Source organism: Paractinoplanes durhamensis, from assembly GCF_016862175.1.
Classification (GTDB): Bacteria; Actinomycetota; Actinomycetes; order Mycobacteriales; family Micromonosporaceae; genus Actinoplanes; species Actinoplanes durhamensis.
Map to the genome: position 1 here is coordinate 1 of NZ_BOML01000050.1, position 26,140 is coordinate 26,140.

Here is a 26,140-nt window from a genome sequence, read left to right on the forward strand (position 1 = left end):
GGGCAAGGGCTTCGCGGTGGTCGCCTCCGAGGTCAAGGACCTCGCCCAGGAGACGGCCAAGGCCACCGAGGACATCGGTGCCCGGGTCGCGGCCATCCAGCAGGACACCGGCGGCGCGGTCGAGGTCATCACCCGCATCTCCGAGGTCATCGCGCAGATCAACGACTTCCAGACCACGATCGCGTCCGCAGTCGAGGAGCAGACCGCCACCACCGGCGAGATGAGCCGCAGCATCGGCGAGGTCTCCAACGGCTCGGCCCGGATCGCCACCAACATCAGCGACGTGGCCACCGCCAGCGCCACCTCCAAGGAGGGCGTCGAGCAGACCCGCCAGGCGTCGGCCGAGGTCGCCCGCACCGCCGAGGACCTGCGCGGCCTGGTGAGCGCCTTCAAGTACTGAACTCATCCCCCCGAGGCGCCGCCGCGCCGGCCACGGATGGCCGGCGCGGCGTCGTCATTTCTCGTACGTCACGGCGTTCAGGTTCTCGCCGATGGATCGGCTGCCGCTCAGCCGCAGCGGTTCGCGGGTCGGCCTTTATGTACTCACCCTGCGCGGCGACCGGATCAGCGCGCTGACCAGGTTCGAGTCCTCATTCGGGGTATCCGCGGTTCCCAAGGAGGTCGCGACTTCGTAGCGTGTCCGGCGTGACCATCCTGGACGATTTCGCGAGCACGCTGCTGTTCCGCCGTTCCGTCACCCCACCGCCGACCCGCGACATCGAGCGCCTGTCCGACGGCGTCTACCACGTCGACCAGCACGACGAGGACCACGTCTACCTGCTCACCGTCCAGTGCATCCCGCGCGTACGGCTGGAGTTCGACCGCCCCTTCACCGTCGGCGAGATCGCCGGCGTCCCCGCCGACCTGGTCGAGGTGACCGTCGCCAACCACGTCGAGGTCACCCTGGATGCGACGCCCGGCGCGCAGCGCTTCGACGAGGGTGCGCCATCCGGCTCGTCACCGGCCGAGGAGCTGGCCCAGATCACCGTGACGGTCGCCGACGACGCCGGCACGTCCTACCAGCTCACGTCCGGCCAGGCCGGCGGCCCCGGCACCGAGTGGCAGGTCCGCTGGAACTTCCAGCCGGCCCCGCCGCCCACCGCCCGCCACCTCACCCTGCACTTCACCGCCCCCGGCACCGCACCGGCCGAGATCCGCCTCCCACTCCCGGCGAACTGATGCCCGCCCGCGCGGTCTACCCGGGCACCTTCGACCCGTTCACCCCCGGCCACCGCGACATCGTCGACCGGGCGCGGCGGTTGTTCGACGCGGTCACCGTGCTGGTCGCGGTCAACGCGGACAAACAGCCGACCACGACGCAGACCGAGCGGCTGACGGCCCTGCGCGACTCACTGCCGGCGGCCTGGACCAACGTCACGGTCACCGCATGGTCCGGCCTGACCGCCGCCTTCTGCCGTGCACACGGGTACGACGTGATCATCCGCGGCGTCCGAGGCCCGGCCGACCTGCCGCACGAATACCAGCTGGCCGCGATGAACGAGACCCTGGGCATCACGACGCTGCTGCTCCCGGCCCGCCCCGAGCTGGCCCGGGTGTCGTCCACCGCCGTGCGGGGCTGCTAGAAGGACGAGACCCGCAGCCAGCCGGGCCGCTCACCGCCGCCCTCCCACTGCCCGAGCCCGTCGAGCAGCTCGACCAGCCGAGAGGCGGAGACGCCGCTCTCCCACGCGACGAACATCCCGTCCTCCGGCCGCTCCAGCTGATACGCCGCGACTTCGGCCCGCGGCCCGTAGAACAGCGCCACCTCGGCCTCGATCACCCGCCCACGCAGCCGAAGAATCCAGGTCGGATCCATCCCGGCGGTATCCAGCGGCCCGAGAACCTCAGCGCCCCGCCGATCTCCCCACTCCCGCAAGCCCAAGCCCAAGCTTTCGTACGGCTCGTCACGCTGCGACATGCGCCGAAAGATACCCGTAGGCCGCGAATGCCTCGCGCCGGCGGACATGTCGGCGGCAACTCCGGCGCCCGTTCACCCTCCGCGTAGGCGATCAAGAAGCCCAGGAGACATGGTGCGCACTTCTGCCGACGAGCGGACGCGTTCCAATTTCCAGGATGTCGGCGTCTCAATGAGTCTGGATGGCCCCGACATCCTGGAAACTGTGTTGATCTAGGTGCAAACCAACGTACCGGGTGCGGCGGCAGCCAGCGGTCGCGGCGACGCATCCGGGTCTGCCGCCGGCAAGGCACGTCGCGCCGCCGGGGAACGGCGACGACGCCATCCGGCGACAGCCACGGTCTGGCGATCCCTGGTTGGGCTGTGCCTTCATCCGGATCGGCGGATGCCGTGCACTGGGTGTTGTCAGCTCACGTCGTGCCGAGGAGATTTCGATGACCGGATGGACCGCAAGTCAGCTGCCGAACCTGAGCGGGAAGACCGTGCTGATCACCGGGGGTGGGCGGGGGCTCGGGCTGATCGTCGCGCGTGAGCTCGGGCGGGCGGGGGCGCGCGTGATCCTCGGCGTACGGGAAACCGGGGTTGCTCTTGACGCTGTTGCCGGCATGGCCGGGGAATTTGAGGTTCGGGAGCTCGATGTTGCTGATCTTGACTCGGTGCGCGGGTTTGCCGGGGCTTGGGACGGTGAGCTCGACGTTCTGATCAACAACGCCGGGGTCATGGACATCCCGGCGGCTCGGACCGCGCAAGGTCTCGACGTGCAGACCGCGACGAACTATTTCGGGCCGTTCGTGCTCACCAACCTGCTGCTGCCGCATCTCGCCGATCGGGTCGTCACGGTCACCAGTCAGCTGCATCGCACCGGCAGGCTCGACCTCGGTGATCTTGACTGGCGGGCGCGCCGCTACAGCCGGATGGGCGCCTACGAGGCCTCCAAGCTCGCCGTCGTGCTCTTCTCGCTGGAGCTGCAGCGCCGCCTCGACGCCGCGCACAGCCCGGTCCGGTCGGTCCTCGCCCACCCGGGCATCGCCCGCACCGCCCTCGCCGCGCATTCGCGTTCCAACATCATCAACCGGCTCCGGTTTCTGACCAACGATCCAGAGCAAGGAGCACTGCCGATTTTGTACGCCGCCACGCAGGACGTTCCGGGTAACGCGTATGTGGGGCCGGACGGTTTCGGTGGCCTCAAGGGGCGGCCTGCGCCGGGTAAGCCGAGCCGCGCCGGATCGGATCCCGCGGTGGCGGCCGGGCTGTGGCGGGCGACCGCCGCCCTCACCGGAGTCCGGTAGCCGCTCCGACCAGGCCGGCTACCGCCCGCGACCGGCTGTGTGCCGGCCAGGCCAGGACCGTGGTGACGTGCGGCGCGTCGGTCAGCGGGACGGCGGTGTGGGCGCTCCACAGCCACCATCGGGACGAGGCGCAGAGGACAGCCGTGGTCTGGCCGAGGGCGATCAGCTGGGCCAGCTGCGACAGGTCGTGGATCTCCGGGCCCGGGCCCGGCTCGTAGGTGCCGTCCGGCCGCGGCCAGCGCGCGACCGGCAGGCCGGCGACCGCGCCGATCTCGGCCATGGTCAACGCCGTACGCGTGGCCAGCGGGTGTTCGGCCGGCAGGATCGCCACCTGCTGCTCGGTCAGCAGCTCCTCGGTGTCGAAGCCGGTCAGCTCGTCGAACGGCCGCTGCATGAGCGCCACGTCGGCCCGGCCGTCGCGCAGCATCCGGGCCTGGTCGCCCATGCCGCACAGCAAAACCTCGACCTCGGCGGCGTACGCGTCGAGCAGGGTACGCAGCAGCTCGTGGTTCGCGCCGGCCTTGGTCGCCAGGACCAGGCGGTTGCCGCCGTCGGTGGCGGCGCGCTGGGTGCGGCGGGCCGCGGCGGCCGCGGCGTCGAGCAGGGTGCGGGCCTCGTCCAGCAGCACCCGGCCGGCGCCGGTGAGGGCGACGCCGCGGCGGTTGCGTTCGAGGAGGGTGACGCCGAGCCGCCGTTCGAGCTGCTGGATCGCCCGGGACAGCGGCGGCTGCGCCATCCCGAGCCGGTCCGCCGCCCGGCCGAAGTGCAGGTCCTCGGCCACCGCGACGAAGTACCTGAGTTCCCGGGTCTCCAGCACGTCCATCGGGCCAGCGTACGTCGGTGATACCGGCCGAGTATCACCGACGGACCGGATCGGTGTCAGGACATCGCCGGCCGGCGACGCAGCATCGACGTCATGAGTGAGATGAAGACCGCGCTGGTCACCGGCGCGAACAAGGGACTCGGGTACGAGATCGCGGCCGGGCTGGCCGCACTGGGCTACCGGGTGGCGATCGGCGCCCGCGACCGGGCCCGCGGGGAGGCGGCGGCGAAGACCCTGCCCGGCGCGTTCGTGGTGCCGCTCGACGTCACCGACGACCGGAGTGTCGCCGAGGCCGCCGGAATGCTCGACCGGCTCGACGTGCTCGTCAACAACGCCGGCATCTCCGGCGAGACCGGGCCGGGCTGGGCGCAGGACCCGACCACGCTCGACCTCGGGATGGTCCGCGAGGTGGTGGAGACCAACGTCTACGGGGTGATCCGGGTGACCAACGCGATGCTGCCGCTGCTGCGCCGGTCGCCGCAACCGCGGATCGTCAACGTCTCCAGCAGCGTCGGCTCGGTGACCTGGCAGGCCGACCCGGCCGTCGACGTCGGCCCGATCATGGCGGCCTACTCCCCGACGAAGTCGTATCTCAACGCGGTCACCGTGCACTACGCCCGGCAGTTCGCCGGCACCAACATCCTGATCAACGCCGCCTGCCCCGGCCTGGTCGCCACCGACTTCACCGGCTTCCAGGGCCGGCCGCCCCGGGAGGCCGCGGCCACCCCGATCCGGCTGGCCACCCTGCCCGACGGCGGCCCGACCGGCTCGTTCCAGAACGACGACGGGGTCATCCCCTGGTGAGCCCGGCTGGCATCATCGGGGCATGGCCGACCGCAGGAAGCGCGCGAACCTGTTCCCGACCGACGGCGCACCCGACCCGCGCATCGAGCCGCTGCGGCAGGGCGACGAGCGGGCCACCCTGGTCCTGTTCCTGCGCGACCAGCGCCTGACCCTGGAGGTCAAGTGCCGCGGGCTGGGCCCGGAGGAGCTCGCCGCCCGGTCGGTCGAGCCGTCCACGATGTCGCTGCTGGGCCTGGTCCGGCACATGGCCGACGTGGAGCGTCAGTGGTTCCGCCAGCGCCTGTCCGGTGAGGACGTGGCGCTGCGCTACCAGACAGCGGCCGACCCGGACGGCGATTTCGACTTCGACAGCGCGACCACCGACCCGGCCGAGGCATGGGCGGCGTGGCGTGAAGAGTGTGCCTTCACCGACCGTTTCATCTCCTCCGCCGACCTCGGCACTGTCTACGACGGCATACCCGGGGTCGGCCGGATCTCTTTGCGCGAGACGGTCGTCCACATGATTGAGGAGTACGCCCGGCACAACGGCCACGCCGACCTGCTCCGCGAACGCATCGACGGCCGGATCGGCCAGTAGCGCTTGATCACGCGTTTCCGCAGGTAACCTGCCGTTTCGGAGCAATGCCGTCGGAGGGGCCGGCCGTCCACCTGGCCCAGGATCTCGACGGGCGGCGGGTGGCGGTCAAGCTGATCCGGTCCGGGCCGGCGGCCGACCCGGAGTTCCGGGCCCGGTTCCGCAGCGAGGTCAACCGGGCCCGCCAGGTGCCGCCGTTCTGCACGGCCGCCGACATCTTCGCGTGGGGCGTCCTCGTGGCGTACGCGTCCACCGGGCGCACGCCGTTCGCCGCCGACAACCCGGTCGGGAAGATCCGCACCCAGGAACCGGACCTGACCGGCCTGTCCGGGCCGATCCGCGACCTGGCCGCCGTCGCCGGCTAGCCCGCCTGGACGGGCAGTTGCAGGTACGAGGCGTGCTCGCCGCCGGTGTGGATGACATGCAGGCCCTTGTTGGCCGGGGTGTACTCGCGGAGCGCCGGCATCATCGGGCCGAGCAGGTGCCGGCCGCTGACCACCAAGCGGAGCTGTTCGCCGGGCCGGAACGAGATGCCCAGCGGGAACAGGTCGATCTCGACGGCGACGATCTGGCCGTGGTCGCTGCTTCGCGGTCTGGGGTGGCTTCGCGTCAGCGGTTGGAGACGCTGAAGTGCATGTAGTCCTTCAAGCTTCGCCACTGGCCGCCCCAGAAATAGCCGTTCGCGGTGAACGCCCTGCCCGCTCCCTCGGCGTGGATCATGCCGATCTTGTAGCTGTTGCGGTTCAGGTAAGCGCGGCCTCCGCCCGGTGACACCGACCCACCCCGGATCATCGGGTTCTGCAGCGGGTTGATGTCGATGGCCGTGCCGTACGCATGCTCCGACCACACGTCCGTGCCGCCGACCGGGCGGCAGTTGTAGCCCGCCGTCACGATGCCCATGTCGGTCTCGCCGGGCATGTTCACCGACATCGGGGCCATCGCCATGATCCGGTAGCGCCAGCGGAACAGCGTGAAGAAGATCTTCTGGACCCTGGTGACCACGTCGCGGTGCACGACGATGCTGCCGTCGTGGTAGGCGCCCTGCAGGTCGATGTAGGAGACCCACACCTTGCGCAGCGCGGCCGGCGGGACCGGGCAGCGGTCGGCCGGATCCCAGTTGACCATGGCAGGGGTGACCCATTCGACGTGCGTGCGCCAGTCGCGCAGCTGCACCGCAGGCGGGGCCAGCCGCAACGTCTCGTCGATGTGCACGGGATACGGCGGCACGATCTGGTTCCAGCGCCCGATGTCCGCCATCCGCAGCCCGGCCGCCCGCGCGATGCTCCGCATGGTCTCGCCGGGCGCGACGACATGCCACACCGAGCCGGCCCGCACGACGGCGGCCTGAGCCGGGCGCCCCGGCAGGACGGCTGCCGGGACGACCAGGACCAACAGTGCGGCGAGCAGTCTTTTCAGCACGGTTACCGACCGTACGAACAGCTTTGCCCCATCGCAGGCGAAACGCGAAAATGATACGACTTTCTCAGTTCACCGAAACATCGAGAGCTACGGGTACGGGCTGGAGCGTCACCCGCACCGCAGTGCCGGGCGTCAATGACGGCAGCAGGCCGCTGGCGACCTGGGCAACGACGAGCGTCTCCCCCACGGTGACCGTCACCCGGCTGGTCGCACCGAGGAAACTGCTGGTCAGCACGCTCCCCTCACCGTCCGCGGCGGGCGCCACGTCCACCGCCTCGGGCCGCACCAGCGCCGTCGCGGGCCCGGCCGGCGCCGGCGTGACCAGCGGCAGCGAGGTCCCGAGAACGGTGATGGACGAGTCGGCGACGACCCCGGGCAGCCGGTTGCTCAACCCCACGAAGTCGGCGACGAACGCACTCGCCGGTTGTTGATAGACCTCGGCCGGCGGGGCCAGCTGCTCGAGCCGCCCGGCCCGCATCACCCCGACCCGGTCGGCGACCGCGAGGGCCTCCTCCTGGTCGTGGGTGACGAACAGCGTGGTCGTGCCGACCTCGGTCTGGATCCGCCGGATCTCCTCGCGCAGCTGCACCCGCACCTTGGCGTCGAGCGCCGACAACGGCTCGTCGAGAAGGAGCACGGCCGGTTCGATGGCGAGGGCCCGGGCGAGGGCGACCCGCTGCTGCTGCCCACCGGACATCTGATGCGGATAGCGGTCGCCGAACGTCGACAGCCCGACGAGGTCGAGCATCGCCGCCGCCCGGCCCGGCACCCTGCGCCGGCCGCGCAGCCGGAGCCCGAACTCGACGTTCTCCAGGGCGGTGAGGTGCGGGAACAGGCTGTACGCCTGGAACACCATGCCCATGTCGCGACGGTTGGCGGGCAGCCGGGTGACGTCCTTGCCGCCGACCAGCACCCGCCCGCCGTCGGCGTCCTCCAGGCCGGCGAGCACCCGCAGCGCGGTCGTCTTGCCGCAGCCGGACGGCCCGAGCAGCGCGATCAGCTCACCGGCCGCGATCTCCAGGTCGAGGCTGTCGAGGGCGTGCACCGTGCCGAACGTGCGGCGCAGCCCCTCCAGGTGCACGGCGACGCCGCTCATGCCGGCTCCTCGCTGCGCTTCGAGCTGCCAAGAGCAAATTCCGCACTGAGCTTGCCGATTCGCTCGCTGCGCTCGTTCATGAGTTCTCCTTGGTGGAACGGCGCCGGTCGCCGGCCAGGGACAGCAGCAGGAGCAGCACGAACGCCAGCAGCAGCGCCGCGAGCGACACCGCGACCGACATGGTGGCGCTGCTCTTGCCGAGCAATTCGATGGAGACCTGCAGGTTGGTGCGGTTGAGCAGGGACGCGATGGTGAATTCGCCGAGCACCAGGGCGACGGTGAGGAACGCGGCCGACAGCACCGCCGACCGGATGTTCGGCAGCACCACTCGCAGGATCACCGTGGTCCAGCTCGCGCCGAGACTCCGGGCCGCCTCGGCCAGGGTTTTCACGTCGATCCCGGAAAGACCGGCGTCGATGGCGCGATAGGCATAAGGCAAAACCAGGATGGTGTACGCGAAGACCAGGGTCAGCGACGACCCGCCCAGGAAGTACGTGACCCAGGCGTAGACCGGCGCGAGCCCGACGACCAGCACGATCGCCGGAATGGTCAGCGGCAGCAGGCACAGGAATTCGACGAGCCGGCGGAGTTTCGGCAGACGTAGGCGTACCCAGATAGCTGTCGGAACAAGAAGAACCAGCATGAGTACGGCGGTGAGCGCGGCCTGCTCCAACGAGGAGACGATGCCCTCGGCGAGATCCGGATAGGTGTCGCTGAGCTTCGGCCAGTTGACCAGCAGCGGCCACGTCTCCGCGTTGCGCGTGCTGAATTCCACCATGGCGGCCAGCGGCAGCAGGAAGAAGATGCCGAGCACGACCAGCACCGCCCAGCGGAAGATCCGCTGTTTGCGGTGCCGGCGGGCGATCACCCCAGCCATTTCGCGGTCCTCCGCTCCAGCAGTGCGTAGAGGGCCATCACCACGGCGACCACGATGACCATGCCGAGCGCCATCGCCTTACCGAGGTTCTGCTGGCCGAGGACGACCTCGCTGGTCAGCGCGCCGCGAATCTGCAGGGGAATGATCGGGCTGCCCTGGCTGACCAGGGCCGCTGCCGTCGCGTACGCCGAAAAGGCATTGGCGAAAAGCAGCAGGGTGGAACCGAGGAACGCGGGGGCGAGCAGCGGCCCGGCGACCCGGGTCCAATACTGCCACGTGGTGCCGCCGAGGCTTTCCGCGGCTTCCCGCCACTGCGGCCGGATGCCGTCGAGGGCGGGCAGGAACACGATCAGCATCAGCGGGATCTGGAAATACGTGTAGACCAGGATCAATCCCGGAAGCTCGAAGAGCCACACGCCGTTGGCGTACAGATCAATGCTCAGATGATCTTGAAGCCAGACCGTGACGAAACCGCTCAGGCCGATGGTCGCCAGGAACGCGAACGCGAGGGTGACGCCGCCGAACTGCGCGAGCACCCCGGCCGCGGAGGTGACGACGCGCCGCAGCGTGCCGCCGGCTTTCGAGGTGACCAGGGCGTACGCGAGGAGCGCGCCCAGAATGGCACCGATGACGGCGCTGACCGCGGAGAGCGTGATGCTGCGGCCGAACGCGTCCAGGATGTAACCGTTGGTCAGCGCCTTGACGTTGGCGAAGCTGACCCCGCCGTCGTCACCGGCGAATGCGCCGATCACGACCACCAGCGTCGGGATGATCAGGAAGATCACGACGTACGCGAAGAACGGAACCGTGCCCAACAGCGCGGTGCCCCGCGGCTTGCGCCGCGGGGCCGCTACGGCCTGGTCAGCCAATGGTCTTGGCCCAGTTCGCGGTCAGGTACTCCTTCGCCTTGGCGTTCTGCGCCTCGGTCGGGACCACCGGGGTGCCCTCCACCTTGGGCAGTGCGGCGAACGCGGCCGCGTCGATGGTGCCGGCCTTCTGCATGGCGTCGGCGCGGACCGGGCGGGCGCCGCCGTTCAGCCACAGGTTCTGGCCGTCGTCGGAGTAGAGGAACTCCTCCCACAGCCGGGCGGCGGCGGGGTGCGGGGCGTCCTTGCTGATCGCCTGCACGTAGTACGACCCGAGCACCGCACCGGACGGCACGAAGGTCTTCCAGGTCTTCAGCTTGGCGGCCTCGGCCACGTTCAGGTAGTCCCAGTCGAAGACGACCGGGGTCTGGCCGGACTCGATGGTCGCCGCGGTCGGGTCGACCGGCAGGAAGTTGCCGGCCTTCTTCAGGCTGCCGAAGAACTCGACGCCCTTGGTGATGTCCTCGACGGTGCCGCCGTTGGCCAGCGAGGCCATCTGCACGCCACCGAACGCGGCACCGGCCTGGGTCGGGTCACCGTTGAGCGCGACCTTGCCCTTGTACTCCGGCTTGAGCAGGTCGGCGACGCTGGTCGGGGCCGGAACCTTGGCGCTGTCGTAGCCGATCGACATGTAGCCGCCGTAGTCGTTCACCCAGGTCCCGGCGGCCTCCTTGAGCGAGTCCGGGATGTCGGCGAAGGTGGCCACCTTGTACGGCGCGAACATCGCCACGTTGGCGCCGGCCACCGAGCCGCCGAGGTCGAACACGTCGGGCGCCTTGTCCTGGCCCTTGAGCTGGTTCGCGGCGTTGATCTCGTCCTGGCTGGAGCCGTCCGGCTGGGCCGAGTTGACCTTGATGCCGTACTTGGTGCCGAACGCCTTGATGATCTCGCCGTAGTTCGCCCAGTTCGGCGGCAGCGCGATGACATTCAGCTCGCCTTCCTTCTTGGCCGCGGCGATCAGGGCGTCGAGGCCACCGAGGTCGGCGGCGCTGGTGGCGGTCGCCGCGCCCCCGACGGCGGACTTGGAGTCGTCCTGCTTCTCCGGGGGCGAACAGGCCGCGATGGCGACGGCCGTGGTGGCGGCAATAAAGACGGCCAGGGGGCGGCCGATTGGCGTGCGCACTGAGCTCCTCCTTCTGCGCGACCGCAACCGGTGCGCGCTGGGTGGATCATGAAAGTGCTGAGTTGCGGACAAGCGTCCGTCACACGTACAGCCGGAAACATTACGGCCGGTAGTAGCGAAGAGCACAGCGGAAAATCAGGCGATGTCGGCGAACCCGTCCGTTACCGCTCATCGGCCGAGCGGAAACGTGGTGAGGACCTTCCACTGACCCTCTTCGGACACCATCACCGCGGCGTACGTCGTGCGCGCCCCGGCCGGCGGCGTGATGGTGACGAGCATCGTCCCGCCCCCGATCCCGTCCGGCGCCCACGACCCCGGATCCGGCGAGACCACGGCCCCGACCGGCACCGCCTTACCGGCGTCAGCGCCGACCCGCGCGGCCGCCGCGCTGGAAACCAGCGAGCCTGGATCAGTGCTGAGGCGTTGAAGAGCAGCCGCCACCGCCGGCCCTTGATCAGCGGCCGGCCCCGACCCGCGCAGCGCATCCGGCGACGTGGCCGTCGCCCCGGGCCGGGGATGCACCTTCCAGATCGCCACCCCGGCCAGGGCCACCGCAAGCACCCCAAGAACCGGCCACCAGAGCCTGCGCCCCAACGTCTACCCCCTACACCGGACGAACGGTGAAGATCACGATATTGAGGAGTTGGCATCCGCGAATCGCTCGAATGGGCGACGCAGGCGACCTGGCGGACGGCGATTACCGCTATCGGTCCACCAGGTGATCCTCCCTAGAGACCCGCCGGCTCGCCCTGGTCGAGCGTCTCAAGCAGATAGTGCAGCTCGGCCGCGGCCATGTAGTGCAGTTGGGCAGCGTCGGCGACGGCTGGGTCACGATCACCCGCCAGGATCATCTGAAGGCACCGCAGGACATCCGGCACCCACTCGGGAAGGTCAGTGGCGAGCAATGCGTCCAGCTGTTGATGCGCCTCAGCCTGGCGGTTGTCGCGGATTGCGCTGGACGTTACTGCGAAAAGATCGGCTAGTCCGGTGCGGTCCTCACCGCCGGCGTGCCGGTAGGCGAGGTAGCTGTCGAGCGCACGCTGCCGGGCTACCTGAGCTTGTTCGGGATGACCGGTCTCATCCTCGACCATCGCCAACATCGACCACGGCATCCAAACCTGGCCGGCATGGCCGTACGGCTCGCTGCACTTGATCGCTCGGTGCAGCTCGCCCCGCGCCTCCTCGTAGCGGCCCAGTGTGAACAGGCTGCTGCCCAAGTTGTTGCGTACGGTGCCCTCGGAGGCGAGGTTTCCCAGTCGCTCGAAGATCTCTGCAGCTTGCCGTTCGAAGGCCGCCGCTTCCTCCTCCCTTCCCATTTCCGAGTAGAGATAGCCGAGCTCAACCAGAGTGGATGCCTGGCCGCTGAGGTTGTCCTCCTTAACTCTGATCGCCAAAGCCTCGCGAAACGCTGCCTCGGAAGCCTCGAAATTTCGTACATATCGGTGCACATCGCCGATCTTTTGCCACGCGACAGCCACATGCATCCGCTCGCCCATCTGCTGGAATGCGTCGCGCACCTCCGCATAGGCCGTCAGGGCTTCGTCATACCTTTCCTGGTTCATCCGCACCGTAGCGAGCTGGCCTTTGTTCACCGCCGCACCTCGCATGTCGCCGAATGTCAGGAATCTCGGGTGCGCCTCTTCATAGATCTCCGCAGCCTTTTCCAGACGGCCCAGCAGGGCCATGCAATCGCCGAGTTCGGTAAGGATAGGGCCGATCATCCGATTGGCCGTCTCGTCACCGGCGTCGGCCAGCTGCTGAAGACCATGTAATGCAGCCTTCAGCGGAGTGATCGCCATCTCGGCCGCACGGCTGAGCTTCATTACCCGGCCGAGGCGGGCGTGCGCCATGGCGATGTCGTAGGCCGCGTGCGGGTAGGCATCCCCGCCCGCTGCGAGACTCTGGGTGGTGAGCTGTTGGGCAGTCGCGTATGCAGCGGGCAGATTTCCCTTGTCCACATGCCGGTCAATCTGCGCGGTGGCAGCAAGGTAGCCGGAGTGTGTCCAGTCATTGAGCTTCTGGGCCGCCTGTTCACGCACGGCTACGGCCCTGGCAAGGGCCTTCGGCCGTCCCAGCGGTTGCAGCAGCGTCTCCAGGTTGTGGGCGACACTCACCAATTCCTCGGCAGACTGGAGTGGCGGCAGTCGGTCCAGCATTACCATGAGGTTAGGCAGCTCGAGGGCGGTCAACCGGCGTGCATGCTGCGCATCTCTGAACGACTCCCGATACAGGCTCTTCGTGAGGGAGTACATCAGGTCGATCCAGCGGCGGCCGAAATCCTCGGCCTCCTCGGCGGTCAGCTCGCCGAGCAAGTACGGCGCCAGACCCGGGTCCAGGCGCAGATGGCCCTCGCCCAGGTATTCCCCGAGACCGACGGCGATCAGCTCCTGGGCGAGCTCCGTGACCGGCTCGATGCCCAGTCCGGTCAGCTCGGAGAAAACGCCGAGGTGCACGCCGCCGTGGCAGACGCCCAGCACCCGCACATGTTGCCGCGAAGCCGGCCCGAGGCGGCGCAGCGAGAGCTCGACGCTGGCGTAGAGGGAGTTCTCCCGATCACCGGGATGCTGCAGCTGGAGGTGGTTCATCAGCGACCGCAGATCCGCGGTGGTCGTGAGCACCCCGCGATGGGCGACCTCACGAGCCAGCAGCACCAGAGCGCGCGCATGCCGGTTGACCGCCTCCACCAGATCGGTGATTTGCTGCGGAGTCTCCCCCTCATCGCGTTCGGGCGGGGTCCAGTCGTTCCGCTTCATCACCTCGCCGACCAGCTCGACCGCATCGGCCCGATCGAGAGCGCCCAGTTCCCGCTCGCGTCCCGGCTCGCCGAACGGCGCGGGAAGCGACTCGCGGGTGGTGAAGACCAGCCGAGTGCGCTCGTCCGCGTCGAGCAGCGTCCGACAAACCGCAAAGATCGCCGCGGACGCGTCCGCCGGATCCGGCGCCTCCGCGGCCCGATCCGGCAGCACACTCTCACAGTTGTCGATCACCACGATGGTCGGCTGGTCCGCTAAGGCCCGCTCCAGAGGTCGGAACGCCTCGTCGAGTTCGCGGTAAGTCGCCACCGTGTAGTTCGGGCCGACGATCTGGTGGCCGAGGGTGTCGAGCACGGCGCGGGCGTCCTGGTGGTGTTCGAGGCTGACGAACGCGGCCCGGGCGAACCGTCCGGTTCGCACCAGCCATCGGGCCAGCTCGGCGGTCAGGGTGGTCTTGCCCTGCCCGCCGGTGCCGCGCACGACCGCCCACGACCGCCGGTGCAGCAGCCGCTCCAAGGCGAGAAGTTCCCGGCTGCGCCCCTGGAACTGATGCTCCGGCGGCTGCGGAAGATCACCGAGACTGAGCTGCCGGCGCCGTGCCTCCTGCCGGCGAACCGCCGCCGCGGGAATCCGGGTGATCAGCTGTGGGTCCTGTTCCTCCTGGTAGAGCACCGGAACGAACCAGTCCTGCAGCCTCAGCTCACCGGCACCCAGGATCTTGCCCCGCACCGGGTCGGCGTGCAGCTCCTGCTGCCCGGCCAGCATCGCGGCGCCCACTCGCGCACCCCGGGCCAGCTCGGCATAGAAGCGGTGCACGAACCGACGGGCGGTCTCCACCAGCACGCTGTGGCTCATCGCCACCACCGACGTCACACCCTCGTCGAGCAGCCGGGCCGCGACCGACGCGGTCGGGTCCACGTCGGTTGTCGCGCTCTGGCACGCCTCCAGGAACACCAGCGGAATGCGGTGCTGACGCACCAGATTGGCCAACCGGCCGGCGTCCACGAAGTCCATCCGGCGCTTCTCCAGGCGGTCCTGGTCGGCCGGGTCCTCGAAGCACAAACCACCCAGACCGAGCCGCCGGTCGTAGACGCCGTGGCCGTCGAAGTGCACCACGTCGAACGGCTGCCCCTGGTCGCCGTCGCGCAGCGCCTTCTCCAGCGCCGCATACGTGGGCGGCTGCAGCACCGTCAGCCGGGCCAGGTCACCCAGCTCCTCGACCGCCTCCACCAGCGGCAGGGCGCTCACCCGGTGGTCGATGTAGCCGACTCGGCGGTCCTCCTCGGGGCGCGGTGAGACCAGCAGGATTCGTACCGGAAGGGCGGTCGGGTGTTCGGTCTGGGGTTGCCGGTTGGGCAGGCGCCGCCGGACCCGGACCGGGTCGCGGCCCTGGAAGAGCCACCCCCGCCCGTCGTGCAGCAGCTCCCACGGCAGGGTCAGCAACCCGGTCGCCGCCTCGCTCGCCTCGGCCTGGGCTTTGGCCAGTGCGCCGCTGGGCAGGTCGCCGTCGACCATCACGGAGAAGCGGCGCTCGGCCCCGCCCGCCGCGTTCTGCCAGGCGTTGAGGGCCTCCCGCGCCACCGGATCGCTCAGCGCGGCCTCGTAGAGGTCGTGACCCCACCCCGGCAGGCGGTCCTGGATGGCCGAGGCTCGCTGGTGGAAGACGCCGACCGGCCACAGGTAGTAGCTCTCCAGGTACCACTTGAGGTCAGCCGCCTCGATCGGGCCCAGCGGCGCGGTGAACTCGAACCGACGGCTCTCGATGTTGCGGGCGCCGGCCCGGGCCGGTTCGTAGATCAGCGTTGCGGTGGCCTGAGCTCGGCGTTTGCCGTCGGCGGTCGCCAGCCGGGGGTCGGTCAGCTTCAGGACGAGCTCCGCGACCGGCTTCGCATCGGGTTCCGAGAACGGCTCGGGGTCGGTAGGCAGCCGCTGGCCGAGCGCGGCGAGCAGCGCCGGCATGGCCGCGCTCAACCCGCCCGGCCCGACCTCGACCGGGACGGCCAGGGGCGGCTCCGGGAACCAGGTCGCCAGCGCCTGCGGCGTGATCCCGGGCAGCAGTACCGGAACGACCCGGCGGCCCAACGAAAGGGCCTTGGCGATCTCCTTCGGCACCCACGGCGAGTTCACCGTGTTCGGGCTCAGCACCGCGATCACCTGCGAGGACGCGGTGATGCCCGCCTCGACCGACGGGGCCAGCAGGTCGCCGCCGCTCATGTCGCGGGAGTCCACCCAGACCGGGATCCGGAAGTCCTCCAGCCGCGCGCGCAGCTCGGCGACGAACGGGTCGTCGGCGGTCGAGTGCGAAATGAACACCGTCACAGATCCACAGTGCCCGCGCGGTCATGCACCAACCACCACCGAAGGTGGACTGTCCGATAGCCGTCAGTAGGACAAACCCGCGCCTCGCTCGAACAGCGGGTTTGCCGAGTCGTCCGGCACGTCGGCCTTCTGGGCGGACACCGCCTGCGGCGACGACGGCAGCTCGAACGGCAACCGGCCACCGGGCCGGCGATCGCCGAACACCGTTGCCAGCAGCACCTCGTCGGAGACGCCGTAGTTGGCGAGCACCGCCCGGGCCCGGTCGGCGACGTTGGTCAGGATCAGCGGGCGGTCCAGCTTCGGCACGGCCACCGTCGGGACGCCGGCCGCCACCGCCGCCTGCATGGCCCGGTAGTCGGGCTCGGTGCCGGTGAAGTTCAGGTCGGTCAGGTCGGTGCCGCCGCGCGGGTCGGACAAGCGCACGATCGCCAGGTCCGCGGTGGCCGGGTCGGGCACGGCGGTCAGGCCGCGCGCTTGCAGCGCTTCCGGGGCGATGCCGTACGCGTACACCCTGGTGCCCTGGCGACCGCGTACCGGAAGGAGGTTGCCCTTGTTGGTCAGGAGCGTCAGCGACTGTGCCTGCGCCTGATCGCCGACCGCCTGGAAGTGGGCGTTGCCGGCGATCCGGGCGGCGCGCTGCGGGTCGGCGTAGGGGTTCTCGAACAGGCCGAGCCGGAACTTCTGCTCTAGGATCCGGCGGGCCGCCTGGTCGACCCGGCTTCGCGCGATCAGCCCGGCCTCGACCGCTCGCACCACGTAGGACGGCTCGTTGGAGCCACCGATCTGGTCCACCCCGGCGGTGATCGACAGGGCGAAACGCTGCAGAACGGTCAGATCCTCCACGCCCCACGGCATGCCGACGCCCCACGGACCGATGAACGACGCGGGCGGCCGGGTGTCGCGGCACTGCTGCGGGCAGTCGCCGGTGATGCCCCAGTCGGAGACGATCACCCCGTCGAAGCCGTACCGGCCACGCAGAAGATCTTTCAGGAGGTACGGGTTGAAGCCCGCCCCCACCTGCGGCATCGCCAGGTCCTTGAGGATCGAGTAGGTCGGCATGATCCCGGCCGTGTCCGCCGCGAACGCGCCGGTGAACGGCACGATGTGCTGCGCGAACCGCCCTCCCGGGAAGATCGCGTACCGCCCGTAGAAGTAGTGGCTGTCGTAGCCGTTGGCCTGGGCGCCGTAGCCGACCCAGTGCTTGGTCACGGTGGCCACACTGCCGGGGTTCAGGCCGTCGTCTCCCTTTTGCAGACCCTCGACGTACGCCTCGACCTGCCCGCGAGCCGCCCGCGGATCGGCGCCGAAGGTGCCGTTGATCCTGGTCCAGCGCGGCTCGGTGGCGATGTCGGCCTGCGGCGAGAGTCCTTCGGTGATGCCGACCGCGCGGTATTCCTGGCGGATGATGTCGCCCAGCCGGCGAGTCAGCCGCGGGTCGCCGGCGGCGCCGATCCCGATCGCGTCCGGCATGGCGGTGGTGCCGACCCGGGACACGGTCTGCCCGGCGGTGACCGAGAAGCCGTTGCGCGGATCGGTGGAGACCACGACCGGGATGCCGAGCGGTTGCCGTTCGGCGATCTCCTGCACCGCGTTGTTCGCCGCGGCGACCCGGTCGGGGGCGGCGGCGAGCCGGGTGATGAACGTCGTGATGCTCCGGTCGGCGGCCAGCTGGGTGACGCCGGCCGGGTCGTAGCCGGTGCCGGACACCGGCAGCGTGCCGTGCACCATGAGCCCGGCCTTCTGCGCGAGGCTCATCCGGGAGAGCAGGTCGGCGGCACGGCGACCGGCCGGCAGGCGCCAGTCCTCGTAGGGCGTGAGCCGGCCGTTGCGGTCCAGGTCCCGGAATTTGAGGTGGCCGGCCTTGATGATCGGCACCCCACGCGAACCCAGCAGCGGCTGCCGCCCGCCGTGGGCCTCGGCGGCCGACGGGCTGAGCGCCAGCCCGGCACTGACCACGACCGCAACAGCCAGCGACAGATTCGCATTCATGACAGCGAAGTTACGCCGTTGTTAAGATCGTTAATAGACGGTCAGGGATCCACCACGGTGCTGTGTTGCCGCCACCAGTCGGCGGCGACGCTCGCCGATTCGTCGAGGAGCAGGGCGGCGATCAACTTGTCGTCGAAGCCCCAGGCGATCTTGAAATAGTTCTCGCCCTCGAGCAGCCCGGTCCAGCACACCATCGGGCCGGCCCGCTCGCCGTTGTGGTTCCAGTAGCCGAGGTATTCGCCGCCTTCCAGGCAGTCGCCCTGACCGTCGCCGTCGACCTGGGTGCCGAGCCCGTCGAAATAGGCCGTCATCGCCGACGTGCTCGAGAACTGGATCACCGCGATCTTGCGACCCATTGCCGGCTTTCCGCTGCACTGGACGGACGCCTCCGCACCGGCGGCCCTGGAGACGTACTCCTCGCAGGTGGACCCGCGCAGATCGCTGAGATCCAGCTTGTCGTAGAGGTCCTGCTGGGCCGGGCTCAACACGTCGCGCGCGCTCGGCGTAGTCGGTCTGGTCGTTGGCGGGCTGCTGGTCGGGATCACGATGAGCCGGCCCGGCCGGGACGACGGGCCGGGCTCCGGGGATCTGGTCGTGGTGATCACCGGCGGTGTCGTGATGGTCGCCGTGGTGGAGCCGTTGTCGTCCGAGCCGGCGATCGCGGCGTAGGCGGTCGCAGTCGCAGCGACGACCAGGGCCACGACCGCGGCCGCCACGATCACGACGCGTGGGCGGCTCTGCCATCCCGGCCGCGGCAGCGGCTCGACAGGAGGCGCCTGCTCGATGGGCGGCGACTCCTCCATCAGCTCGACCGGGATGCGGGTCAGGCGCGCCGGTGACGGGGCGGCCATGATCGAGGCGAGCGCACCCAGGCAGACCACCGCCTTCGGGTCGCCCTCGGCCACCGGCAGCTTCCCGGTGCGTTCGGCGATCAGCGAGGACACCAGCGGGATCCGGCTCGACCCGCCGGTCAGGTAGATCGCGGCGATGTCCTCGACGGTGCGCCCGGCCGCCTCGATCGTGCGGATCAACTCGTCCACCGTGGGCCGCAGCCGCTCCTCGATGGCCGTCTCCAGCTCGGCCCGGGTGATCCGCACCTGGGCGTCGGCGGCGTGCACCGGCACCGTCACCGTGGTGCGGGCGGACAGCGACTCCTTCGCCTGGGTCAGGTAGTCGAGCTGACTCACCCGGCGTTGCCGGCCGCGCACCGACGTGTCCGACCACAGCCTGTCCCACTCCGCGGCCGCCTCGTCCCGCAACTGCGCGCCGACCACCTCGCGCAGGGCCTCGCTGACGTCGGCGCCGCCGAAGCCGGGATCGCCGCCGGGCGGCCCGCAGATCTCGAAACCGCCGGCGGTGCGCCGCAGCACCGCGGTGTCGAACGTGCCGCCGCCGAGGTCGTAGACGGCGATGTGCGCCCCGACCGGGACCTGCGCGCCGCCGGTCGTGTAGTGGATGGCGGCGGCGACCGGCTCCGGGACGAATACCGGCTCGGGCAGCCCGGCCAGGGCCGCCGCGGCCGCGAGCCGGCCGGTCTCGGCGACCGTCCAGCCGGCCGGGTGGGTCAACGAGACCCGCTCGGCGGGCCGGCCGAACCGCCGGGTGGCCTCCTCGGCGACCCGGCGCAGGGTCGCGGCGGTGATCTCCACGGTGCTGATGTCACGGTCACCGAGCCGGATCTCGGCCTCGGCCACCAGGGCGCGTTTGGGCTGCCGCTCGGCGCGGCCGGGATGGATCGCCGCTTCCTGGGCGGCGTCGCGCCCGGTAACGAGGTGGCCGTCCTCGTCGAGGCAGACGACCGACGGCAAATACCGACTGTTGTCTATTTCCAGGATCTCCGACACGCGGCCGTCGGCGGATATGGCGGCGCAGGTGAAACTGCTGCCGTAGTCGATAGCCATTGACCAGCTGCCCACCGCCGCAGTTTAACGAGAGACGCACTGCCCATTCGGGTGACAAATTCCGGGCGAACGAGCTGGACGAAAGGCTCGAAGTCCGTTGTGGACGCCCGCCCCGCCTGGAGCTCCTCGATTGAGTAGGGTGCGCCGCATGGATTGGCTCGACGACACCCGCGATTCCTATGACACCGTTGCCGTCAGCTACGCCGACCTGCTGCGCGACTCGCTCGCCCGCGAGCCGTTCCAGCTCGGGCTTCTCGCGCTGTTCGCCGAGATGGTCCGGGGTGCGGGCGTCGGGCCGGTCGCCGACGTCGGGTGCGGGCCCGGCCGGCTCACCGGGCATCTGCACCGGCTCGGGTTCGACGCGTTCGGCGTCGACCTCTCCCCCGCGATGACCGACGTCGCCCGGCGTGACCATCCCGGCCTGCGGTTCGAGGTCGGCACGATGACCAAGCTGGACCTGGACGACGCGTCGCTGACCGGGCTGCTGTCCTGGTTCTCGCTGATCCACATCCCGGACGACGAGGTGCCCACGGTCTTCGCCGAGTTCCACCGGGTTCTCGCGCCCGGCGGCGCGCTCATGCTGGGATTCCACGCCGGCGACGAGATCAAGCACAAGACCGAGGGGTACGGCGGTCATCCGATGAACGTCTACGTGCACCGCCGCCGCGCGGCCCCGGTGGTCGCCTGGCTGGAGGCGGCCGGCTTCACCGTCGAGGCGGTGATGACCGCGGGCCCGGAGCCGGGCGCGGTCTTCCTGTTCGCCTACCGGTGAGGACGGTGCGGGGGATCACCGCTCTTCCGCACCCGGTTCGGCCGGGTCGCTAGGCTGTTGAGGGCGACGAGGAGGTCCGGATGCCGAGTGTGTACGAGGCGGCAGGCAGCACCGAGGGCCTGGTGCGGCTGGCCGCGGCCTGGCACGCCCGGGTGCTGGCCGACGAGGTGGTGAGCCACGCGTTCAGCCACGGCTACCACCCGGAGCACACCGGGCGGCTGGCCGCCTACTGGGCCGAGGCGCTGGGCGGCCCACCCGCCTACAGCAGCGAGTACGGCACCGAGGCCGAGGTCGTCGGCATGCACAGCGGCAACGGCCCGCACGAGGAGATGGACCGCCGGGCGATCGCCTGCTTCGACGCGGCCCTGACCGACGCCGGCTTCACCACCGGCCCGCTGCGGCAGGTGCTGCACGACTACTTCGCGTGGGCGACCACGACGACGATGACCGGCCACCTCCCGGCCGGCGCCTCCATCCCGCGCTGGTCATGGGACGGCCTTGAGACCCGCCACGACTAGACCGACCATCCGCCGGGCGTCGTAACCCGGCAACTCGGCACCGACGCACAGGTTGCCGACGCCGCGCATCAGCGTGAACGCGTCCAGGCCCGGGGCGATCTCGTCGGCCTCGACCGCCTCGGTCAGCAGCTCGGCGCAGACCGGGACCAGCCGCTGAAGGAAGTAGGCGTGCAACGTCTGGAACGCGCCGGCGTCCGACTGCAGCGCCTCGGCCAGGCCGTGCTTGGTGACCAGGAAGTCGACGAACAGGTCGATCCAGCGGGCCAGCGCCGCGTGCGGCGACGAGAACTGCGCGAGCAGCGTCGGCCCGGCCGCCGCGCACGCCTCGACCTGGTGTTTGTAGACGGCGACGATCAGGTCGGCCCGGGTCGGGAAGTGCCGGTAGATGGTGCCGACCCCGACGCCCGCCTTGGCCGCTACCTCGCGCACCGGCACGTGCACGCCGGACGACACGAACGCGTCGGCCGCCGCGTCCAGCAGCGACTGCTCGTTGCGCCGGGCGTCGGCCCGCTTCCGCTCAGCCATGGAATCCCTTGGTAAAACGGAACACGGTTCCGTATGGTGGTAGCGGAACAACGATCCGCTTTGCCGCCCCAGGATACGGAGCAACCATGCCGACCACCAGTTTCGGGATCATGACCGCGCCGATGCAGGTCGGCTACGACGACATCCGTCGCGTCTGGCTCGAGGCCGACACCGTGCCCGAGCTCGACAACGCCTGGCTGTTCGACCACCTGATGCCGATCGGCGGCGACCCCGACGGGCCCGCCTTCGAGGGCTGGACGCTGCTGTCCGCGCTCGCCGGGCAGACCGCCCGGATCGACCTCGGCCTGCTGGTGACCAGCAACCGGTTCCGGCCGCCCGCGATGCTCGCCAAGATCGCCGCGACCGTCGACGTCGTCTCGGCCGGGCGCCTGATCTTCGGCATCGGCGTCGGGTCCCGCCCCGGGCATCCGCTCGCCGCCCGCGAGTACGCCGCGCACGGCCTGCCGTTCCACGACACCGCGCACGCCGTCGGCAGCTTCGGCGAGGCGTGCGCGGTCATCCGGCGGCTGTGGAGCTCGGACAAGCCGTTCGACTTCCACGGCGAGTACGTCGAACTGACCGGGGCGTTCTGCAACCCGAAGCCGGTGCGGAAGCCGCCGTTCCTGATCGCCGGGCGCTCCGCCGCGGTGCTGCGGCTGGCCGCCGAGCACGCCGACATCTGGAACATCCCGGGCGGCGACGGCATCGCCGACCTCAAGGCCCGCAGCGCGCTGCTCGACCGCTACTGCACCGAGATCGGCCGCGACCCGGCCGAGATCACCCGCTCGCTGAACATCGGCGTCTCCTACGACCGGCCGGCCACCACCCGGGACGCGATCGCCGAGGCGGTCGAGGCCGGCTTCGGGCACATCGTGCTCAGCGTTCCGGCGCCCTACCCGGCCGGGGTCGCCCGGTGGGTGGCCGCCGAGCTGATCAGCTCGGCGCGGTGACCGGCCGCGCCGGCCCGTAGGTGGTGCCGGCCCGGTCGCGCTCCAGCCAGCCGGTCTCCACCAGCATCCGGCGAACCCCGGCGACGTCGTCGGTGACCGCCGACAGCCGGGTGTTGATCTCGGCCTCGGAGTAGAGCCCGTCGAGCGCCAGGAAGCGGGCGAACAGCTCGCCGACCTGCAGGTAACGCTCGCTCATCGTCGGCGGCAGCGTGCTCAGCCGGCCGTGCGCGAAGTTGCCCCGCAGCTGCGGATAGTCGGCCAGGTATCGGGCGATCGGCTGGGCCCGGTCGAGCGCGGTCGCCGCGTCGCGCAGGATCGCGGCGTTCGTCCGGTAGACACCGTTGCCGGTGCCGGTGGCCAGCCCCGCACCGACCAGCCGGGCCAGCAGCTCGCCGGCCTCCTGGATCGGCACGTCCAGCGTGTAGGCCAGCTCGGCCAGGGTCGCGCCCTCCTGGCCGCGGCGGGCCAGCTCGGCGAAGGCCGCCAGCCGGGCGGGGACGGCGAGCTGGGAGAGGAATTCGGACGCACGCGCGGCTTCGGCGGACATCCGCTCACCGTAGGCAGGTCTGCTTTTCCGCGCATCCGGATTTCCCGCCGGAGGCCCGGTGGGGCCCCCGGCGGTCGGTTGCGAATCAGAGATCGGCCACGAAACCCGAGACCCAGGCCAGCGCGGCGTTCCAGTTGATCGCTTCCTCGTTCGTCGACCACGACTGGATGTCGTCGATGTAGCAGAACTGCCCGACGCAGCCGGTCAGCTTGCTCTGCGCGTACGGGTCCTGGATGGACGAGTTCGCGCCACCGGCGAGCGTGCCCGCGGGCGGGTGGGGCAGCGCCGGGTCGAGCTGGTGGGCATACCACCGGCTGTGCTCGTTCTGCGAGCTCACCTCGCCGTACCCGGTCACGTAGGACTGGTTGAGCGCGTTGCGCCCGAACACGTAGTCGAGGCCGGTCAGCGCGGCGTCCTTGAACGCCGGTCGCCCGGTCAGCCGGTAACCCGTGGCCAGCACGACGATGTTGTTCAGCACCGCGCTGTTCGAGCCCCAGTCCCACGAGTTGTTGTTCGGGGCGTAGGGCACGCCGTACGCCTGGGCCTCGGCGACGGCCAGGTACTTCTCCGCCCCCTTGACCACCGACTTCTGGACGGCCGGGAGGCCGGGCAGCCGGTTCGGCACGGTGGCCAGGTCGAGCCGGCCGGCCGCGGCGGTCGACGCCCAGTCGAACGCACCGCTGCCGAACACGTCGGCGGTGTGCTCGGGCGAGGCCAGCACGTCGCTCTGGTAGGCGCGCTCCCCGGTGGTCAGGAACAGCTCGGCGGCCGCCCAGTAGAACTCGTCGCTGACCTTGCTGTCGTTGTAGGCCCCGCCGCCGACCCCGTCCGACTCCGGCGCGAGCAGCGCCGGGTTGGCCTTGGCCGCCGTGTAGGCGGTCCGGGCCCCCGCGAGGGCACGCTTCGCGAACGCCGGGTCGTAGGGCCGGTAGACCCGGGCGGCCTGCGCGGCCACCGCGGCGAGGTTGAGCGTCGCGGCGGTCGAGACCGGGTGCAGCTCGCGCGGCTGCGGGTCCTGGTCGGGCAGCAGCGGCAACCCGGTCCACGCCTGGTCGTGGATCTTGTGGTGGACCATGCCGGCGAGCGGCTTCCCGGCCGGGACCTGCATGCTGAGCAGGAAGTTCAGCTCCCAGCGGGCCTCGTCGAGGATGTCCGGGGTGCGGTTGCCGCTCTCCGGGATCGCCAGCGACACCTTCCGCACGGCGTGCGACCGTTCGTACTCGCTCAGAATCTCCCACGTGGTGATGCCACCGTTGACCACGTACTTGCCGTGGTCGCCCGCGTCGTACCACCCGCCGCGCACGTCGAGCGTGTAGTCGCACACGCCCGCCTGGCAGGGCACCTTGCCGTCACCCTGGTTGGGCGCGACGTCGACGTGCCCGGCCGCGCGGCCGTAGCCCGGCCGCAGGGTGTCGTCGATGGTTATGCCGCTGCGCTGGGTGTAGTAGAACTTCAGCGCGTCGGCCCGCAGCTTGTCGTAAGCAGCCGCCCCGATGTCGAAGGGCCGGCTCGTCTCCCCGTCCGCCACAACCGTATAGCCCGAGCCTGCCCGGGAATACCGACCAAAGTCGATGGTCTGCACGTTCTGCCCCGAGGACACGTCCACCCCGCGCGGCGTCGAGGTGCCACGGGCGACGGCGCGACCGGCGGAGTCGAGCAACTGCCACGGCAGCGGCGTGGTCGAGTCGGTCACGACCGTCGCCACCTTGGGCCCCGAAGGCAGATAGGCCACCTGGTTGACCCGCACCCGCGGCCCGGTGTCCGGCACATACACCTCCGGCGGCACCCCGCCGACCAGCGAGACGTTGTCGACGCAGAAGTGCCACGGATCAGCGCTGCCGCCGAGCTGGAACGCCACCTGCCCCTGCGTCGTGTCGGCCGCGGCGGTGAACGTGGACGAGTAGTGCGTGAGGCCGCCGAGGACCGGCGACTGCTCGACGTAGGTGTCGTACGGCGAGACCGCGAGACCCACGATGGCCCGCACGACGTGCCCGGCGTCACCGGACGCGTCGAAGCTGAACCGGTAGCTCTCGCCGGCGACCAGGGGCAGATCGTTCTGCCCGATCGCCACGTCCCAGCGGTTGGTGGTGCCGCCGGGCACGTCCACGCAGGCCTGACCGTCGGTGAGGGTCATCGGCATACCCGCGGTGGACCAGAAGGGATCGGTGGTGCCGTCGAATCCGCCGTTGCGGACCTGCTCGACCTCATCGGCGAGGGCCGGGGCGGCGGCCCCGCCAACCAGGAGGACGGTGAGGACGGCAACCGTTCGGGAGCGCTCCCATAGAGACATGGAAAGGATTGAATCGGTGCCGTGACGCGCTGTCAACGCCCCGGAAACAGCACGGTCATGGCCGGAGTCCCCGCCTCAGAGGACTCCGGCCATGGGGTGATGCGTTGGATCAGTTGGTGAAGACCGCCGGCGAGCCGGCGACCGTGGTGTCCAGGACGGGCGCGTAATTGGCCGTGAAGAAGCCCGCGCTCGGGCAGGTGATCGGCCCCGACGACTTCGTGAACGCCTGGTTCGCGAAGCTGATCGAGTTGTCGGTGTTCGCCGAGACGCCGGTGATCGAGCCGCCGTTCGCCTGGAAGACGCAGGTCACCGAGCCGAGCAGGGTGCCGAGAACGATGGTGGTCTGGATCGGGGCGCCGGCGGCACCGCTGACCGTGACCGCACCGGTCGCACTGTCGATCGTGGTCGCGAACGGCAGGTTGTTGACCGTCACGCTGTTCACCTTCGTGACGCCCAGGATGTTGGCGGTGCACGAGGCGAACGTGTGGCCGGTGGCCGACTCGGTCGCCACGCCGGGCGCGACCGGGTTGTCGACGACCGCCGCGGTGAACGCCGACGCGGCGCACTTGATGCCGGTCGTGCCACCGGACGCGGTGGTGAAGTCGGCGGTCGTGCCGGACGCGACCGCGGCGTTCAGCACATCGCCGACCGCCACGTTGGCGCCCGCGGCGCTGCCGGTGGTCAGCACGGCCACCGCGTCTGCTTCCGCGGCGCGGGCCGGGCCCGCTACCAGGGCTACCGAGAGCGCCACGACGGTGGCGATCGGCAAGCTTCTGGATGCACGCATGGG

At 70.4% G+C, this 26,140-nt stretch carries 27 protein-coding genes and 1 pseudogene; 11 read left to right on the top strand and 17 right to left on the bottom strand.

Annotation, left to right across the window (positions count from 1 at the left end; genetic code table 11):
- The 4 genes from Adu01nite_RS30120 to coaD all read left to right on the top strand — a co-directional run.
- Positions 1-400, top strand: a 400-nt coding sequence (locus Adu01nite_RS30120) for a methyl-accepting chemotaxis protein (RefSeq protein ID WP_239132797.1), incomplete at its 5' end; no start/stop codon positions are given.
- 91 nt (positions 401-491) lie between these two features.
- On the top strand, positions 492-635 hold the full coding sequence (locus Adu01nite_RS30125) for a hypothetical protein (protein WP_203731714.1): 144 nt from the start codon (positions 492-494) through the stop codon (positions 633-635).
- Positions 636-645: 10 nt separating this feature from the next.
- Positions 646-1,179 carry a hypothetical protein gene (locus tag Adu01nite_RS30130; RefSeq protein WP_203731716.1) on the top strand — a complete coding sequence of 178 codons (534 nt, stop codon included), beginning with the start codon at positions 646-648 and terminating at the stop codon, positions 1,177-1,179.
- Positions 1,179-1,583: a pantetheine-phosphate adenylyltransferase gene (coaD, locus tag Adu01nite_RS30135; RefSeq protein WP_203731717.1), complete on the top strand. Its 405-nt coding sequence runs from the start codon at positions 1,179-1,181 to the stop codon at positions 1,581-1,583. Before Adu01nite_RS30130 ends, coaD begins: the two co-directional genes overlap by 1 nt.
- Here coaD and Adu01nite_RS30140 read toward each other — a convergent pair.
- On the bottom strand, positions 1,580-1,918 hold the full coding sequence (locus Adu01nite_RS30140) for a hypothetical protein (RefSeq protein ID WP_203731720.1): 339 nt from the start codon (positions 1,916-1,918) through the stop codon (positions 1,580-1,582). The genes coaD and Adu01nite_RS30140 overlap by 4 nt on opposite strands.
- A 431-nt stretch (positions 1,919-2,349) precedes the next feature.
- Between Adu01nite_RS30140 and Adu01nite_RS30145 the strand changes: the two genes are divergently transcribed.
- Entirely contained in the window at positions 2,350-3,204 is an 855-nt protein-coding gene (locus Adu01nite_RS30145; protein ID WP_239132798.1) for an SDR family NAD(P)-dependent oxidoreductase, read from the top strand.
- On the opposite strand, the gene Adu01nite_RS30150 is transcribed toward Adu01nite_RS30145, so the two are convergent.
- Positions 3,188-4,018 (bottom strand): LysR family transcriptional regulator, encoded by an 831-nt coding sequence (locus Adu01nite_RS30150; RefSeq protein WP_203732144.1) that lies wholly within the window; start codon positions 4,016-4,018, stop codon positions 3,188-3,190. The genes Adu01nite_RS30145 and Adu01nite_RS30150 overlap by 17 nt on opposite strands.
- 102 nt (positions 4,019-4,120) lie before the next feature.
- Between Adu01nite_RS30150 and Adu01nite_RS30155 the strand changes: the two genes are divergently transcribed.
- Genes Adu01nite_RS30155 through Adu01nite_RS30165 form a run of 3 tightly spaced genes read left to right on the top strand, consistent with a single transcriptional unit; the run spans position 4,121 to position 5,770 of the window.
- Positions 4,121-4,831 carry an SDR family NAD(P)-dependent oxidoreductase gene (locus Adu01nite_RS30155; RefSeq protein ID WP_203731722.1) on the top strand — a complete coding sequence of 237 codons (711 nt, stop codon included), beginning with the start codon at positions 4,121-4,123 and terminating at the stop codon, positions 4,829-4,831.
- Between the two features lie 22 nt (positions 4,832-4,853).
- The gene (locus tag Adu01nite_RS30160; protein WP_203731724.1) at positions 4,854-5,408 is read left to right on the top strand and encodes a DinB family protein; all 555 of its coding nucleotides are present in this window, start codon (positions 4,854-4,856) and stop codon (positions 5,406-5,408) included.
- Between the two features lie 44 nt (positions 5,409-5,452).
- Positions 5,453-5,770 (top strand): hypothetical protein, encoded by a 318-nt coding sequence (locus Adu01nite_RS30165; protein WP_203731725.1) that lies wholly within the window; start codon positions 5,453-5,455, stop codon positions 5,768-5,770.
- On the opposite strand, the gene Adu01nite_RS30170 is transcribed toward Adu01nite_RS30165, so the two are convergent.
- From Adu01nite_RS30170 to Adu01nite_RS30215, 11 genes and pseudogenes are all read right to left on the bottom strand, one after another.
- Entirely contained in the window at positions 5,767-6,063 is a 297-nt protein-coding gene (locus Adu01nite_RS30170; RefSeq protein ID WP_203731727.1) for a CocE/NonD family hydrolase C-terminal non-catalytic domain-containing protein, read from the bottom strand. The two genes, Adu01nite_RS30165 and Adu01nite_RS30170, sit on opposite strands and share 4 nt — an antisense overlap.
- Positions 6,015-6,824: a M15 family metallopeptidase gene (locus Adu01nite_RS30175; protein WP_239132799.1), complete on the bottom strand. Its 810-nt coding sequence runs from the start codon at positions 6,822-6,824 to the stop codon at positions 6,015-6,017. Before Adu01nite_RS30175 ends, Adu01nite_RS30170 begins: the two co-directional genes overlap by 49 nt.
- 64 nt (positions 6,825-6,888) lie before the next feature.
- Complete coding sequence (locus tag Adu01nite_RS30180) at positions 6,889-7,920, bottom strand: ABC transporter ATP-binding protein (RefSeq protein WP_203731729.1); 1,032 nt, start codon at positions 7,918-7,920, stop codon at positions 6,889-6,891.
- 76 nt (positions 7,921-7,996) lie between these two features.
- Positions 7,997-8,797 carry an ABC transporter permease gene (locus Adu01nite_RS30185; RefSeq protein WP_203731731.1) on the bottom strand — a complete coding sequence of 267 codons (801 nt, stop codon included), beginning with the start codon at positions 8,795-8,797 and terminating at the stop codon, positions 7,997-7,999.
- Positions 8,785-9,612, bottom strand: coding sequence for an ABC transporter permease (locus tag Adu01nite_RS30190; RefSeq protein WP_239132800.1), 828 nt, complete (start codon positions 9,610-9,612; stop codon positions 8,785-8,787). The genes Adu01nite_RS30185 and Adu01nite_RS30190 overlap by 13 nt, the downstream gene beginning before the upstream one ends.
- A gap of 46 nt (positions 9,613-9,658) precedes the next feature.
- On the bottom strand, positions 9,659-10,786 hold the full coding sequence (locus Adu01nite_RS30195; protein ID WP_239132801.1) for an ABC transporter substrate-binding protein: 1,128 nt from the start codon (positions 10,784-10,786) through the stop codon (positions 9,659-9,661).
- Positions 10,787-10,954: 168 nt separating this feature from the next.
- A complete protein-coding gene (locus tag Adu01nite_RS30200) occupies positions 10,955-11,380 on the bottom strand; it encodes a hypothetical protein (protein ID WP_203731735.1) in 426 nt (141 codons plus the stop codon).
- A gap of 134 nt (positions 11,381-11,514) precedes the next feature.
- Positions 11,515-15,498 (bottom strand): CHAT domain-containing tetratricopeptide repeat protein, encoded by a 3,984-nt coding sequence (locus Adu01nite_RS30205; protein ID WP_239132802.1) that lies wholly within the window; start codon positions 15,496-15,498, stop codon positions 11,515-11,517.
- 138 nt (positions 15,499-15,636) lie between these two features.
- Positions 15,637-15,858 (bottom strand): annotated as a pseudogene (locus Adu01nite_RS48975) (toll/interleukin-1 receptor domain-containing protein); the annotation flags it as partial.
- Positions 15,859-15,921: 63 nt separating this feature from the next.
- Complete coding sequence (locus Adu01nite_RS30210) at positions 15,922-17,847, bottom strand: glycoside hydrolase family 3 protein (protein ID WP_203731739.1); 1,926 nt, start codon at positions 17,845-17,847, stop codon at positions 15,922-15,924.
- A 41-nt stretch (positions 17,848-17,888) separates the two neighbouring features.
- A complete protein-coding gene (locus Adu01nite_RS30215; RefSeq protein WP_203731741.1) occupies positions 17,889-19,763 on the bottom strand; it encodes an Hsp70 family protein in 1,875 nt (624 codons plus the stop codon).
- A gap of 133 nt (positions 19,764-19,896) precedes the next feature.
- On the opposite strand from Adu01nite_RS30215, the gene Adu01nite_RS30220 reads away from it, so the two are divergent.
- A complete protein-coding gene (locus tag Adu01nite_RS30220) occupies positions 19,897-20,520 on the top strand; it encodes a class I SAM-dependent DNA methyltransferase (protein ID WP_203731743.1) in 624 nt (207 codons plus the stop codon).
- A gap of 80 nt (positions 20,521-20,600) precedes the next feature.
- Positions 20,601-21,038, top strand: a complete 438-nt coding sequence (locus tag Adu01nite_RS30225; RefSeq protein WP_203731745.1) for a group II truncated hemoglobin — start codon at positions 20,601-20,603, stop codon at positions 21,036-21,038.
- Here Adu01nite_RS30225 and Adu01nite_RS30230 read toward each other — a convergent pair.
- Complete coding sequence (locus Adu01nite_RS30230; RefSeq protein ID WP_203731747.1) at positions 21,006-21,563, bottom strand: TetR/AcrR family transcriptional regulator; 558 nt, start codon at positions 21,561-21,563, stop codon at positions 21,006-21,008. The genes Adu01nite_RS30225 and Adu01nite_RS30230 overlap by 33 nt on opposite strands.
- Before the next feature lie 86 nt (positions 21,564-21,649).
- On the opposite strand from Adu01nite_RS30230, the gene Adu01nite_RS30235 reads away from it, so the two are divergent.
- Positions 21,650-22,513 (top strand): LLM class flavin-dependent oxidoreductase, encoded by an 864-nt coding sequence (locus Adu01nite_RS30235; protein WP_203731749.1) that lies wholly within the window; start codon positions 21,650-21,652, stop codon positions 22,511-22,513.
- On the opposite strand, the gene Adu01nite_RS30240 is transcribed toward Adu01nite_RS30235, so the two are convergent.
- From Adu01nite_RS30240 to Adu01nite_RS30250, 3 genes are all read right to left on the bottom strand, one after another.
- Positions 22,497-23,060, bottom strand: coding sequence for a DUF2087 domain-containing protein (locus Adu01nite_RS30240; protein ID WP_203731751.1), 564 nt, complete (start codon positions 23,058-23,060; stop codon positions 22,497-22,499). The two genes, Adu01nite_RS30235 and Adu01nite_RS30240, sit on opposite strands and share 17 nt — an antisense overlap.
- An 85-nt stretch (positions 23,061-23,145) precedes the next feature.
- Positions 23,146-25,350: a glycoside hydrolase family 9 protein gene (locus Adu01nite_RS30245; protein ID WP_203731753.1), complete on the bottom strand. Its 2,205-nt coding sequence runs from the start codon at positions 25,348-25,350 to the stop codon at positions 23,146-23,148.
- A gap of 109 nt (positions 25,351-25,459) precedes the next feature.
- Complete coding sequence (locus Adu01nite_RS30250; RefSeq protein WP_203731755.1) at positions 25,460-26,137, bottom strand: Tat pathway signal sequence domain protein; 678 nt, start codon at positions 26,135-26,137, stop codon at positions 25,460-25,462.
- Positions 26,138-26,140: the final 3 nt, after the last annotated feature.